At 60.0% G+C, this 13,617-nt stretch carries 13 protein-coding genes; 4 read left to right on the top strand and 9 right to left on the bottom strand.

All coding sequences use genetic code 11. The annotated features are described in order from the left end of the window. Nucleotides 1-32 precede the first annotated feature (32 nt). The 4 genes from ACE3O2_RS01950 (at nt 33) to ACE3O2_RS01965 (ending at nt 3,711) form a co-directional block, all read left to right on the top strand. Entirely contained in the window at nt 33-737 is a 705-nt protein-coding gene (locus ACE3O2_RS01950) for a BPL-N domain-containing protein (protein ID WP_374334604.1), read from the top strand. A 92-nt stretch (nt 738-829) separates the two neighbouring features. Then, nucleotides 830-1,519, top strand: coding sequence for a helix-turn-helix transcriptional regulator (locus ACE3O2_RS01955; protein ID WP_374334605.1), 690 nt, complete (start codon nt 830-832; stop codon nt 1,517-1,519). 174 nt (nt 1,520-1,693) lie between these two features. Continuing rightward, complete coding sequence (locus ACE3O2_RS01960) at nt 1,694-3,112, top strand: AAA family ATPase (protein WP_374334606.1); 1,419 nt, start codon at nt 1,694-1,696, stop codon at nt 3,110-3,112. Then, nucleotides 3,112-3,711: a hypothetical protein gene (locus ACE3O2_RS01965; RefSeq protein WP_374334607.1), complete on the top strand. Its 600-nt coding sequence runs from the start codon at nt 3,112-3,114 to the stop codon at nt 3,709-3,711. The genes ACE3O2_RS01960 and ACE3O2_RS01965 overlap by 1 nt, the downstream gene beginning before the upstream one ends. Here ACE3O2_RS01965 and ACE3O2_RS01970 read toward each other — a convergent pair. From ACE3O2_RS01970 to betA, 9 genes are all read right to left on the bottom strand, one after another. Then, entirely contained in the window at nt 3,693-4,604 is a 912-nt protein-coding gene (locus tag ACE3O2_RS01970; RefSeq protein WP_374334608.1) for an SPFH domain-containing protein, read from the bottom strand. The two genes, ACE3O2_RS01965 and ACE3O2_RS01970, sit on opposite strands and share 19 nt — an antisense overlap. 71 nt (nt 4,605-4,675) lie before the next feature. Continuing rightward, a complete protein-coding gene (locus ACE3O2_RS01975) occupies nt 4,676-4,888 on the bottom strand; it encodes a formate dehydrogenase subunit delta (RefSeq protein ID WP_168876175.1) in 213 nt (70 codons plus the stop codon). Between the two features lie 4 nt (nt 4,889-4,892). Next, nucleotides 4,893-5,696 carry a formate dehydrogenase accessory sulfurtransferase FdhD gene (gene fdhD, locus ACE3O2_RS01980; protein ID WP_374334609.1) on the bottom strand — a complete coding sequence of 268 codons (804 nt, stop codon included), beginning with the start codon at nt 5,694-5,696 and terminating at the stop codon, nt 4,893-4,895. A gap of 22 nt (nt 5,697-5,718) precedes the next feature. Further along, entirely contained in the window at nt 5,719-8,580 is a 2,862-nt protein-coding gene (fdhF, locus tag ACE3O2_RS01985) for a formate dehydrogenase subunit alpha (RefSeq protein ID WP_374334610.1), read from the bottom strand. Further along, nucleotides 8,577-10,130: an NADH-ubiquinone oxidoreductase-F iron-sulfur binding region domain-containing protein gene (locus ACE3O2_RS01990; RefSeq protein WP_374334611.1), complete on the bottom strand. Its 1,554-nt coding sequence runs from the start codon at nt 10,128-10,130 to the stop codon at nt 8,577-8,579. The genes fdhF and ACE3O2_RS01990 overlap by 4 nt, the downstream gene beginning before the upstream one ends. Continuing rightward, a complete protein-coding gene (locus tag ACE3O2_RS01995; protein ID WP_374334612.1) occupies nt 10,127-10,594 on the bottom strand; it encodes an NAD(P)H-dependent oxidoreductase subunit E in 468 nt (155 codons plus the stop codon). Before ACE3O2_RS01995 ends, ACE3O2_RS01990 begins: the two co-directional genes overlap by 4 nt. Nucleotides 10,595-10,805: 211 nt before the next feature. Next, the gene (locus tag ACE3O2_RS02000) at nt 10,806-11,330 is read right to left on the bottom strand and encodes a hypothetical protein (RefSeq protein WP_374334613.1); all 525 of its coding nucleotides are present in this window, start codon (nt 11,328-11,330) and stop codon (nt 10,806-10,808) included. 93 nt (nt 11,331-11,423) lie between these two features. Further along, nucleotides 11,424-11,759, bottom strand: a complete 336-nt coding sequence (locus ACE3O2_RS02005; RefSeq protein WP_374334614.1) for a cupin domain-containing protein — start codon at nt 11,757-11,759, stop codon at nt 11,424-11,426. A 137-nt stretch (nt 11,760-11,896) separates the two neighbouring features. After that, entirely contained in the window at nt 11,897-13,558 is a 1,662-nt protein-coding gene (gene betA / locus ACE3O2_RS02010; RefSeq protein ID WP_374334615.1) for a choline dehydrogenase, read from the bottom strand. Nucleotides 13,559-13,617 lie beyond the last annotated feature (59 nt).

Consider the following 13,617-nt stretch of genomic DNA (forward strand, 5'->3'; position numbering starts at 1 on the left):
CTCTCAGCGCTTCCTGACCCCGAAAGATCATCATGCTGAAACCTGCTTTGTTGTTGACCACCCTGCTGGCCACCACCCCGGTAATGAGCCAGACCATTGCCATCTTCAATGGCGCCGGTACCTGCGACGGCTGCGCCGAAGCCGTTGGCGAACGCTATCTGGACCGGAACGACAAGGTGATTTACGTCAACGAGCGCACCCTTGGGCCGGATGTGCTGGGCCTCGCCGATGTCTACGTACAACCCGGCGGCTCCGACGACATCGACGAAACGTTGAGGGCGCTGAAGCCCGAACAAGTCCAGGCCATCCGCGATTTTGTGAAAGACGGCGGTCACTACCTTGGCATTTGCGCCGGCGCCTATCTGGCCGCCCAGTACAGCGACAAGGCGAATAACCACAAAGCGTACGGGCTGGTGGCGCTGGATGAGCTCAGCTCAGAGGTACCCTATGCCAAGCCCTCGCTGCTGAAAATGAAATGGGGGACCCAGACCCGCATGGTCTACAACCAGAGCGGCCCGCACATGGGCAAGCGCGCCCCGGCCGACAGTACCATACTGGCCACCTACAGCGGCAGTGGCCGCATTGCCGCCCTGCTCAGCCACTACGGCAAGGGCAAGGTGCTGTTGATCGGCCCCCATCTGGAAGCCGACCAGAGCTGGTATGAGGATGCCAAACTGGATACCCGCCACGGCTACAATCTGGACCTGTTCCGCACGGCCCTCACTTACCTGAAGTAAGCACGGCCGTATCGGGGTGAGTGCACCCATGGTGACATAAAATGTCACCATGGGTGGTACACTGCAGGCCTGACCTCATCCAATACGCCGCCATGTCCCGCGCCCAGCGCCTGCTCGACCTGATGCAACTGCTCCGCCGCTACCGCTACCCGGTTGCCGGCAGTGAGCTGGCCAGCAAGCTCGGCATCAGCCTGCGCACCCTCTACCGCGACATCGCCACCCTGCAAGCACAAGGCGCACACATCGACGGTGAAGCCGGTATCGGCTACCTGCTACGCCCCGGCTTCATGCTGCCACCGCTGATGTTCACTGAAGACGAGCTGGAAGCACTGGCGCTCGGTAGCCGCTGGGTAGCCGACCGGGGCGATGCCCGGCTGGGGGATGCCGCCCGGCAAGCCATCAGCAAGATTGCCGCCGTGCTGCCGGATGATCTCCGTTTTCGGCTGGACAGCGCCGCCCTCATCGTCGGCCCCGCCCAGAAAGCAGAAGGCGACCCGGAACAATTGCTGCCGATACGGCTGGCCATCCGCCGCGAAACCAAGCTGGTGCTGCACTACCGCGACCAGCACGGTCAAGCCAGCGAGCGAGTGATCTGGCCATTTGCGCTGGCCTTTTTCGACCGCACTCAGGTGGTGGTCGGCTGGTGCGAGTTGCGTCAGGGCTTCCGCCACTTCCGCACCGACCGCATCATCAGCCTGCACGAAACCGGCGAACGCTACCCGCAACGCCGCCAGGCCCTGCTCAAAGCCTGGCAGGCCGAGGAAGGCGTGCCACCGCAGTAGGGGTAGCCAAGCTATGTAATCTAGCTTAATCTAGAAACAATCAAAATCTCAAAGCATTTTCAAAAGTCTTTTTCATTACACAACCACTCGACAAACAGTTGAGCCGCAACCATATCAGCAATTTATATAATTCACATGTCACCGCCACAATAATGACATAGTAAGAGGCCAGAAATGAAATTTCACTTAAAGAAAATTGGCATAATCGACAAAGCCGATTTAGAGCTATCAAACCTTACAATTATTTGCGGAGAAAACAATACAGGAAAGACCTATATTACATATGCCATTTACGGTTTCTTGGCTCTGTGGCGAGACATTGTTTCCGATACACTTCGAGACGATGTGCAGAAATTATTAGAAAAAGAAAATTTTACGCAAATTGACCTAAGTGAAATTTTCAAAAATGGAATAAATACTCACCTCGAAGAATTAGGCAAACGATACCAGCATAAGCTTCAGCGCGTTTTCTCAAAAGAAACAACTTCACAGGATAGTGCTACATTCGCTCCATCCACCGAAATTGAAACCAAATTAATCGAAATAAAATTTGAATCATCCATTTATCACGCCTCAAACGGGGATGTATATGCCAAGGTAAAAAAAGACGCCGGAAGTGTAAAAGTTGATGTTTTCACAGTAGATCCAGATGCCATTAAGTCACCAAATCGTTTCTTAGTTGGTTTTATTTCAGAGACCATTGCCCACGCGGTTCTTTCCCAGCATCTTCCACCAGTACATATTTCTAGTGCCGAAAGGACCGGGGCGGCGCTTTTTCGCAGTGAACTCGACCTAGCTCGCACTCGAATATTAAAAGCAATAGCTGAGACAGATGCTCGGGAATTGCAAAGAAACCCATACAAACTAATAAAGCAGGTCACTTCAAAATACGCATTACCTGTTGAAGATAATGTTGATTTTGTACGTGAAATTGAGAATATTAGTAAAAATAAAAGCGAGCTATCACAGAAACACCCCGACATACTAGAGGCATTTGAAGGCATCGTCGGAGGGGAATACAAAGTTGTAAGGAATCAACTTGTATTTTTACCGAAAGGTCTGACAAAAAGCCAACGCTTCACGATGGGTGAAGCATCAAGCAGTGTACGGGCCCTGCTTGACATCGGCTACTACTTGCGATGCGAGGCAAAAATAGGAGATTTATTGATTATAGACGAGCCTGAATTAAATCTTCACCCCAAGAGCCAACGTGCCTTCGCAAGATTACTGGCCAGACTAGTCAATGCAGGAATTAAAGTTCTTATCACTACCCACAGTGACTATATAGTCAAAGAACTCAATACTCTCATTATGCTAAATCAAAAAACCCCTCACACAAAGTCCATCCAAAATCAGTATCATTACGATGACAAAGAGTTACTAAACCCAGAAAACACTCGCCTATACATAACTTGCGACTCGCCAAAGTCACCACCAGGCCCTGGCAGACCAGCGAAAACACCATCAACATGGAAAACACTAAAAAAAGCAGCAATAAATTCATCAGTCGGAATTGAAGTTGATACCTTTGATAGCACTATTGATGTCATGAACGAAATTCAGAGTCATATACTATATGGCGAGGAGTTCTAATGTCACTAAGCGAACCAATGGAGAAATTGCTTAGCACCTTTTATGACTTTACAGCGCGATCTGATCAACATACGCACATCAATATAAAGGAAAAACAAGATAATGCAAAACTTCGAAACGTTACCTTAGTCGCAAAAGATTTCCAGAATTGGTTTAGTTTCACGCCAGAAACGGGAGAAGGAGTTATGTCCCCTCTCTTGGCAAAAGGAAAGGAGCACAAGCATCACTGTTCTTGCGACTGCGTGATATTTGTAAATTTTTCAGACAGGCTAGGAGTAATTTATATAGATTTAAAATCCAAATCACCAAACGGAGCCGCCAGCCAGTTTAAGAGCACAAGGCAATTCATAAAGTATGTATTAGAATTACTAAATGAATTTCATGGCATTCGCTTTCCAGCAATGACAGAAGGCTACCTCGTCCTCTATGGTGGGAGCCACTCAATTAATAAAGCCCCCACAGTGCCAAAATGGCCAAAGGGAGGGATTTCAACACCTGACTCCCCCATAACAATCTCCATTCCGGACAATTTCGCTCTGTCTCTAAAAACAATATTAGGCTATATATCACAGGAATTCTATCAGCACCCCGCCACATGACTCCCGGTATTGATGATCGGCTGGGTTTCGCGGTCGGAGCAGAGCACCACCAGCAGGTTGCTGACTAGGGCGGCCTTGCGTTCGGTATCGAGGTCGACGATGCCACGGTTTGAGAGGCTGTGCAGTGCTTCTTCAACCATGCTCACCGCCCCTTGTACGATCTTCTGCCGGGCGCTGATGATGGCCTCGGCTTGCTGGCGGCGCAGCATCACCTGAGCGATTTCCGGGGCGTAAGCAAGGTGGGTGAGCTTGGCGTCGACTGCTTCGACTCCTGCCGGGGCAAAGCGGGCTTGCAGTTCGCGCTGCAGCGCGTGGGCAACATCATCAATATTGCCACGCAGGGTGACGGCCTTGGCATCGCCTTCGTCCCCTTCGTCGTAGTTGTAGAGGGAGGCGAGGTGACGTAGCGCGGCCTCAGCCTGCACCGAGACATAGTTCTCGAAGCTGTCCACTTCAAATACCGCCTGTGCGGTGTCCTCTACGCGCCAGACGATGGCCGCGCCGATCTCGATCGGGTTACCCCGGCGGTCGTTCACTTTCAGGGTGGGGGTGTTGAGGTTGCGGGCACGCAGCGAGAGCGGGCGGCGGCGGTAGAAGGGGAGCGCCCAACGCGGGCCTTCGCTACGGTCGGTACCCGCGTACTGGCCAAATAGCGTCAGCACATAGCTGCTGTTGGGCTGCAACATGTAGAGGCCGGAGAAACAAAACCAGGCCACCACCACCATCGCCGCCCCCACCAGAATCTGAAACAGGCTGGGGGTGCCGAACTGCTGCTGGACAATGTTGTAACCCATCCAGCCGAGGAGGCCAAGCAGCAGCACCCCGAACAGGGCCACTACATAGCCATTGAAAGAGTAAAACTCGCGTTCCTGATGCGGACCATTCTGACTCACGGGACACCTGCAGCACAGTTAATGATGTCGTCATGCTGGGGGAGCCCTGTGCGGCTGTCAAGCCAGCTGCTTTAGCCGAGCTTGTGCACCGCCTGCTGCACTCTGGGCAGCAACTCCCCTGCTTCGCCTTGAGCCAGCGCAGCCTTGAGCTGCTGCCGCATGCGGGGTGCCCAGAACTTGCTGAGGTGGTTGTGGATTTCCTGCACCGCCAGGGTGTCGTCCGGCTCCACATCGAAGAACTGGCCGATCTGGTTGGCCATCTTGACCAGCTGTTGCAAATTCATGACATTATCCTTGTTTGACCCGCTGCGGGTGGCTGTACAGCGCCACCCCATGGCGCGGATGCCAGCGCAGCAGGGTTTGCCCGGCCTGCTCGGCCAGCCGCACGGCCAGTGCGGTGGGCGCAGAGAGGCTGACCACGATCTCGATTCCGGCCTGCGCGGCCTTGTACAGCATTTCATAGCTGGCACGGCTGCTGAGCAGCAGGCAGCCTGCCGTCAGCTCGGCACGGCGGCTGCGGGCGCCGATCAGCTTGTCCAGCGCGTTATGCCGCCCGACATCTTCACGCACCAGCGCCAACTGTCCATCTGCCGTCCACCAGCCAGCGGCATGGCTGGCGCCGGTGCTGGCGAACAAGGGCTGCTGCTGTTGCAGGGCGGTGAAGGCCTCCGCCAGCGCCGCCACCTGCAAGGTTTGCTTGTGGCTGACAGCGGGCGGCTGCAACGGTAACTGCGCCAGCGCTTCCACCCCGCAGACGCCACAGCCGGTACGCCCGGCCAGCTGGCGACGCCGTTGCTGCAGCGCCTGCTGGCAGGCGCTGGCGATGTCCAGCCGCAGCTCCAGCCCCTCTGCCGCCACCACGATCTCCACATCATAGAGCTGATCAGGGCGCTGAATGATGCCTTCACTGAGGCTGAAACCCAGCGCAAAGTCCGCCAGGTCGGCGGGCGTGGCCATCATCACCGCATGGCTGATGCCGTTGTAGACCAGCGCCACCGGGCATTCTTCGGCCACGGTGTCCGGCTGCGCCTGCCAGCCGCCCTCCCCCGCTCGCCAGACCGGCAGGCTGCAGGAGGGGGGTGGGGGTTTCATCGGCTCGCGTCCGTCGGCCACATCAGCGCCCAGGCTCGGTGACCACCTTGCGCCGCCCTTTCAGCAGCGCCTGCTGCTGCTGGGTAAAGCTGCGGTGGCGCTGCTGCCATTCCGACGGTTGGGTGACTTTCACCACCTGCACCGCCGTGACCTTGTATTCCGGGCAGTTGGTGGCCCAATCGGAGTTATCGGTGGTGATGACGTTGGCGCCGGATTCCGGGAAATGGAAGGTGGTGTACACCACCCCCGGCTGCACCCGCTCGGTGAGCGTGGCACGCAGCACGGTTTCCCCGGCGCGGCTGTGGATGCCCACCCAGTCACCCTCGGCAATGCCGCGGTCCTCGGCATCGCTCGGGTGCAGCTCCAGCCGGTCTTCATCGTGCCAGGCCACATTGGCGGTGCGCCGCGTCTGCGCGCCGACGTTGTACTGGCTGAGGATACGCCCGGTGGTCAGCAACAGCGGAAAGCGGCTGTTGACCTTCTCGTCGGTCGCCACGTAGCGGGTGAGCATGAAGCGGCCCTTGCCACGCACGAACTGGTTCAGGTGCATGGTTGGCGTGCCATCCGGGGCGTCGTCATTGCACGGCCACTGCAGCGAGCCCTTCTCTTCCAGCCGGGCGTAGGACACGCCGTGGAAAGTGGGCGTCAGCCGGGCGATCTCGTCCATGATCTCGGACGGATGGCGGTAATCCATGCGGTAACCCAGCGCCTCGGCCAGGGCAATGGTCACTTCCCAGTCCGCCTTGCCAGCCAGCGGTGGCATCACCTTGCGCACGCGGGAGATGCGCCGCTCCGCATTGGTGAAGGTGCCGTCCTTCTCAAGGAAGGAGCTGCCGGGCAGGAACACATGGGCGTACTGCGCGGTTTCATTGAGGAAGATGTCCTGCACCACCACGCATTCCATGGCCGAGAGCGCAGCCGCGACGTGCTGGGTATTCGGGTCGCTCTGCGCGATGTCCTCGCCCTGGCAGTACAGGCCCTTGAAGCTGCCATCCAGCGCGGCTTCAAACATGTTCGGGATGCGCAGGCCGGGTTCATTTTGCAGCGACACGCCCCAGGCAGATTCAAACAGATTGCGGGTGGCATCGTCCGATACATGGCGGTAACCCGGCAGCTCGTGCGGGAAGGAGCCCATATCGCAGGAGCCCTGCACATTGTTCTGCCCGCGCAACGGGTTCACGCCCACGCCCTCGCGCCCGATATTGCCGGTGGCCATCGCCAGGTTGGCAATCGCCATCACCGCGGTCGAGCCTTGGCTGTGCTCAGTCACCCCCAGCCCGTAATAGATGGCACCATTGCCTTCCGTGGCGTACAGCCGGGCGGCGGCACGCACGTCTGCCGCCGGGACGCCGGTTACCGCTTCCATCACTTCCGGTGAGCACTCGGCCTGGGCCACAAAATCACGCCACTTGCTGAATGCTGCATCGTCGCAACGCTCGGCAATGAAGGATTCCGCCAGCAGGTTTTCGCTGACGATGACGTGCGCCAAGGCATTGAGCATCGCCACATTGGTGCCGGGGCGCAGCGGCAAATGATGTACCGCGCGGGCGTGGGGTGAATCCACCAGATCAATCCGGCGCGGGTCGATCACGATCAGCTTGGCCCCTTGCCGCAGGCGGCGCTTCAGCCGCGAGGCAAATACCGGATGGCCGTCGGTCGGGTTGGCACCGATCACGATCACCACGTCGGTGTGCATCACCGAGTCGAAATTCTGGGTGCCCGCCGATTCACCCAGCGTCTGCTTCAGACCATAACCGGTGGGGGAATGGCACACACGGGCGCAGGTATCGACGTTATTGTTGCCAAAGGCCGCACGGATCAGCTTTTGCACCAGGTAGGTTTCTTCGTTGGTGCAACGGCTGGAGGTAATGCCGCCAATGGCATCCCGCCCGTACTGTGTCTGCAGGCGGCGGAATTCGGAAGCAGCGTACTGCAGCGCCTCCTCCCAGCTCACTTCCTGCCACGGGTCGGTGATCTTCTTGCGGATCATCGGCTTGGTGATGCGGTCCGGGTGAGTGGCATAGCCCCAGGCAAACCGGCCCTTGACGCAGGCATGGCCGCGGTTGGCCGGGCCTTCCTTGGCCGGCACCATGCGCACCACCTTGTTGCCCTTCATTTCGGCACGGAAGGAGCAGCCTACGCCGCAATAGGCGCAGGTGGTGGTTACCGAGCGCTCCGGCTGGCCCCACTGGATCACGCTCTTCTCGGTCAGCGTTGCAGTCGGGCAGGCTTGTACACAGGCCCCGCAGGAGACGCACTCGGAATCGAGAAAATCCTTGCCGCCCGCAGCCGCCACCCGCGATTCAAACCCGCGCCCCTCAATGGTCAGCGCAAAGGTGCCCTGCACTTCTTCGCAAGCCCGCACGCAGCGGTTGCAGACAATGCACTTGGCCGGGTCGTAATCAAAGTAGGGGTTGGAGGTGTCTTTCTGGTCCTGCAGGTGGTTGGCGCCGTCCAGCCCGTAGCGCACTTCGCGCAGACCAACCTGACCGGCCACGTCCTGCAGCTCGCAGTTGCCGTTAGACGCACAGGTGAGGCAATCCAGCGGGTGATCGGAAATGTACAGCTCCATCACCCCACGCCGCAGGTCCGCCAGTTTGTCGCTCTGCGTGCGCACCACCATACCGGCCTCGACCGGCGTGGTACAGGAAGCCGGGTAGCCGCGCCGCCCCTCGATCTCCACCAGACACATGCGGCAGGAGCCAAACGACTGCAGGCTGTCGGTCGCACACAGCTTGGGGATGCTGCCGCCCGCCTCGCTGGCCGCCCGCATGATGGAGGTGCCTGCTGGTACGGTAATCGCCTGGCCGTCGATGGTCAGCGTCACCTGCTGGTCGGACTGCACCGCCGGGGTGCCGAAATCGGTTTCAAACTTTGAAGTCATGGCTGAGCCTCCTCCGGCGTCAGGCCGAAATCCTGCGGGAAATGGCGCAAGGCGCTCTGCACCGGGTACGGGGTCATCCCGCCCAGTGCGCACAGCGAGCCGTGCAGCAAGGTGTCGCACAGGTCATGCAACAAGGCCACATTGGCGTGGGTATCCTGCTTGTGCAGGATACGGTCGATCACTTCCACGCCACGGGTCGAGCCAATACGACAGGGTGTGCACTTGCCACAGGATTCTTCGGCACAGAAGGCCATGGCAAAGCGGGCCATCTGGCCGAGGTTGACGCTATCGTCCGCCACCACCACGCCACCGTGCCCCAGCATGGCTTGCCGTGCGGCAAAGGCCTCATAATCCAGCGGCAGGTCAAAATCGCTGAGCGGCACCCACGCCCCCAGCGGACCGCCCACCTGCGCGGCCTTGACCGGGCGACCGCTGCGGGTCCCCCCGCCCAGCTCGTTGACCAGCTCATGCAGCGTCGGCCCAAAAGCCAACTCATACAAACCGCCAAAGCGCACATTGCCTGCCAGCTGAAACGGCAGGGTGCCACGTGAGCGGCCCATGCCCATCGCCTGGTATGAGGCTGCACCATCGGCCAGAATACCCGGCACCGCTGCAAAGCTCAGGACATTGTGCACCAGGGTCGGCTGACCAAACAGGCCGGCCAGCGCCGGGATCGGCGGCTTGGCCCGTACCGTGCCCCGCTTGCCTTCGATCGACTCCAGCATGGCGGTTTCTTCGCCACAGATATAGGCACCGGCCCCGACCCGCACTTCCAGGTGGAAGGTCTGCCCGCTGGCGTTCTCTCCCAGCCAGCCAGCGGCTTCTGCGGCGGCAATCGCTGCGCGCAAGGTCGCCACCGCCTGCGGGTACTCAGAGCGGACGTAGATGTAGCCCTGCGTGGCACCCACCGCCAGTGCCGCGATCTTCATACCCTCGATCAGCAGTAGCGGATCACCTTCCATCACCATGCGGTCGGCAAAGGTGCCGGAGTCGCCTTCGTCGGCATTGCAGACCACATACTTGCTGGCCGACTGCGCCTGCTGCACGGTGCGCCACTTGATGCCCGCCGGGAAGGCCGCACCACCCCGCCCGCGCAGGCCGGATTGCAGCACCTCTTCCACCACCGCAGCCGCGCTCAGGGTACGAGCGCGTTGTAGACCACGGCCACCACCATGGGTTTGGTAATCGTCCAGCGACACAGGGCGGGTGAGGCCCGCACGGGCAAAAATCTGCCGCTGCTGCCGTTTGAGCTGGGGGATCTCTGCCACCGGGCCGATGGCCTTGGGGTGCGTAGGCGCGCCCGCTGCCAGCAGCGCGGTCAACACACTATCCGCGTCTGCAGCCTGCACCGCAGCCAAGCCGTGCCGTACGCCAGCCACCTCCACTTCCAGCAAGGGCTCCAGCCAGAACAGCCCACGCGAACTGGTACGCCGCAGCTCCAGTGCAACACCACGCGTCGCAGCCGCAACCTGCAGGGCGTCCGCCACCGCATCTGCGCCCATCGCGACCACCACAGAATCCTGTGGCAGGTACAGGGTGAGTGCGCTCATACACCCTCCCGACTGCTTGCCAGCAGTTGTGTCAGCCGCTCTGCTGTCACCTGCACATGCAATTGCCCGTCCAGTTGCAATGCCGGTGAACAGGCGCATGCCCCCAGACAATACACCGGGCGCACCTGCCATTGTCCGTCCGCCGTTTCGCCTTCGCGGGTACCCAGTTGCTGCCCGGCAAGCGCTGACAGTGCCTCAGCCCCCGCCACCTGACAGGATTCCGCCATGCACACCCGCAAGCGGTGTGCCGCAGGCGGCTGGGTGCGGAAATCATGGTAGAAGCTGATCACCCCGACCACCTCGGCACGGCTCAGATTGAGTGCCTGCGACAGCTGCGGCACCACATCCTCGGGTACCCAGCCCAGTGCATCCTGAATGGCATGCAGTAATGGCAGCAAGGCGCCCGGCTGATGTTGCCAGATCGCCAGCAGCTCTGCCACGACCTGCTGTTGTTGCTCGTTCATGTGTCATCCTGCAAGGAATGAGAAAGCTGCCGCTATGGCAGCATCATGCTGCACTGTGGCATTGCGCACGGTACAGAAGTTGACTGTGGCCGACAAACGCTGGCGCAAATCAGACATGCCGCGCGAATGCTCACATTGTAGGCTTAAGGGCAGCCAAAGTGCAGTCCGCTCACACCGCAGCAGGTCGCTCGGCTGGTCGTTGCAAACCGGATCAGCGCGGGCGGAGCCAGGTGGCGAGCTGCCGCACGCGGCGCAGCAGCCCCTTCCAGAGACGGACTTCCAGCCACAGCAGCTTGGCCAGCCCCGGCGGCAAATCATACTGCTGCAGTGTCTGGCGCGCAGCCTGCTCATCGGGCTGGCGGAACAGCAGCCTGTAGAGCCCTAGCAGCAACGTCAGCTCTACCACAAACAGGCCGACCTCCAGCACGATGAACAGCAGCTCCCCGACCACCCCCGCCGGGGTCAAGGCGCGCAGCAAGTCCCGCTCGGCCGCCGGTATCAGCAGGAAGGCCAGCCAGAAGCCCAGCATACTCCACGCGGCCAGCCGCAAGCCCCCCAAGCGCCCTTTGGGGTGATAGCAAGCGTAATACGCGAGCGGCAGCAGCAACATCAGGTCCACCAGTACCGCCAGCTCCAGCCAGCGGTCCACCGGGCCGCTACGTATTGCCCACCACTCCAGCGCCAGCAGCAACAATACGCCGGGCCAGAACCAATGCTGACGGAGAACGGTGTACATGATCCCTCCCCTGTGTGCGTGGCTCGCCGGGTTTACCCCGGCGCATCACTGCAGCAGCCCCATACGCCGCCATCCGTCTCCGGTTCACCCGCGTCAAATGGCTGTGGTGCCTTGTTCCGCCGTCAGCGGCGGCTCCATCAGCAGGAAATACGCTTCCTCGCCCTCGGCTACCACCGGACGATGTTCCACCCCGCGCGGAATCACGTACAGGTCCCCTGCTTCCAGCGCAACCTGCTGATCACGCATCTCCAGCACCAGCCGACCCTTCAGCACCAAAAACAGATCATCAGTATGCTCGTGCTTATGCCAAGGATACGAACCCTCCCCCTTGCCCACCATCACTTCCAGCCCGTTGTAACGCGCTGCCAGCACCGGTTGCCACGGTGCGGTACAGCCGGCAAACAAGGCAGCAAGATTAACCGCTGACATCAGCAGACTCCAATCATGAATGGATCAAAGAGATTGCCGTCTTTTGCCTTAAGGCAGGCCAAATATCGACATGTAAAACGAAAAAGCCTGCCAGACCCTAGGGCCGTGGCAGGCTAAACACGCAGACTACCGCAAACTCAGCGCTGCTGCGTCTGCCAGTGGGGGTGGACCCACACCGGGGCGTCGCTGGCGGGGAGTGGGGTGCGGCCGCGGATCAGGTCGGCCATTTTCTCGGCCATCATGATGGTGGGGGCGTTGAGGTTGCCGCTGACCACGTCCGGCATGATGGAGGCGTCCACCACCCGCAGGTTTTGCAGGCCGTGCACTCGGCCGTAGCCGTCCACCACCGCCATTTCGTCGTTACCCATCGCGCAGGTGCAGGAGGGGTGCAGCGCGCTCTCGGCTTTTTCCCGCACGAAGGCGTCGATCTCATCGTCGGTTTGCGCGGCTTTGCCGGGGGCCAGCTCTTCGCTGCGGAAGGGGTCAAACGCGCGCTGAGCCATGATCTCGCGGGTCAGGCGGATGCCGTTGCGCATTTCCTTGCGGTCCTGTTCAGTCTGCATGTAGTTGAACAGGATGCGCGGCTTGTCACGCGGGTCTGCCGTCTTCAGCTTCACATAGCCACGGCTGGTCGGGCGCATCGGGCCGATGTGGGCCTGATAGCCATGCTGGGTGGCCGCGCTCTTGCCATCATAACTCACCGCCATCGGCAAGAAGTGATACTGCAGGTCCGGATGCAGCACGCCAGGCTCAGAACGGATGAAGCCACCTGATTCAAAGTGGTTGGTGCCGCCGAGGCCGCCACCGGTCAGCAGCCATTGCACGCCAATCTTCAGCATGGCCAGCGGATTCTGCGCGCTGTACAGGGTGATGGGTTGTTTGCAGGCGTACTGCACATAGGCTTCGATGTGGTCCTGCAGGTTGTTGCCCACGCCCGGCAGGTCGTGCACCACCGGAATACCCAGCTTTTTCAAGTCCTCTGCCGGGCCGACGCCGGACAGCAGCAACGTTTGCGGCGAATTGATGGCGCCACCGCTGAGGATCACCTCACGCTCGGCGTGAACGCGATGCAGTGTGCCGCCCTGGCTGTACTCCACGCCAATGGCACGCTTGCCGTCAAACAGGATACGCGTCACCAGTGCTCGTGATTCCACCTGCAACTGCTGCGGGCGCTGCTTGAGTGCAGGCCGCAGGTAGGCCATGGCGGTGCTCCAGCGACGGCCTTTGTGCACGGTCATGTCCATCGGTCCCAGCCCTTCCTGCTGGTAGCCGTTCATGTCTGCCGTATAGGGGTAACCTGCCTGCTTGCCCGCCTCGATGAAGGCGTTGTACAACGGATTGGTACACGGCCCGGTACTGACGTTGAGCGGACCACTGTCACCCCGGTAAGCGTCGCCGCCCTTTTGCCGGGTTTCGGCCTTGCGGAAATACGGCAGGCAGTGGGCGTAAGACCAGTGTTCCAGGCCGGGCCGCTTGGCCCAGCCGTCATAGTCAAAGGCATGACCACGGATATAGACCATGCCGTTGATCGAGGAGGAACCGCCCAGCACGCGCCCGCGCGGGCAGTACATGCGGCGGTTGTCCATCCACGGCTCGGGTTCGGACTCGTAGTACCAGTTGTACTTGTCATCCTTCAGCGGCCAGGCAAAGGCCGACGGCATGTGAATGAAGATGCTGTAATCACGCGGGCCGGCTTCCAGCAGCAGCACGCGTACATCGGCATCCTCGGTCAACCGGTTGGCCAGCACACAGCCAGCCGAGCCTGCGCCGACGATGATGTAGTCAAACCCCTTGCCCATGTTTCCCCCTGTCATTCAATCAGCCGCCCCTGGCCTGCGTTTCTCGGAACCTGCTGCGC

It is taken from the genome of Leeia sp., from assembly GCF_041909055.1.
Lineage (GTDB): Bacteria > Pseudomonadota > Gammaproteobacteria > Burkholderiales > Leeiaceae > Leeia > Leeia aquatica.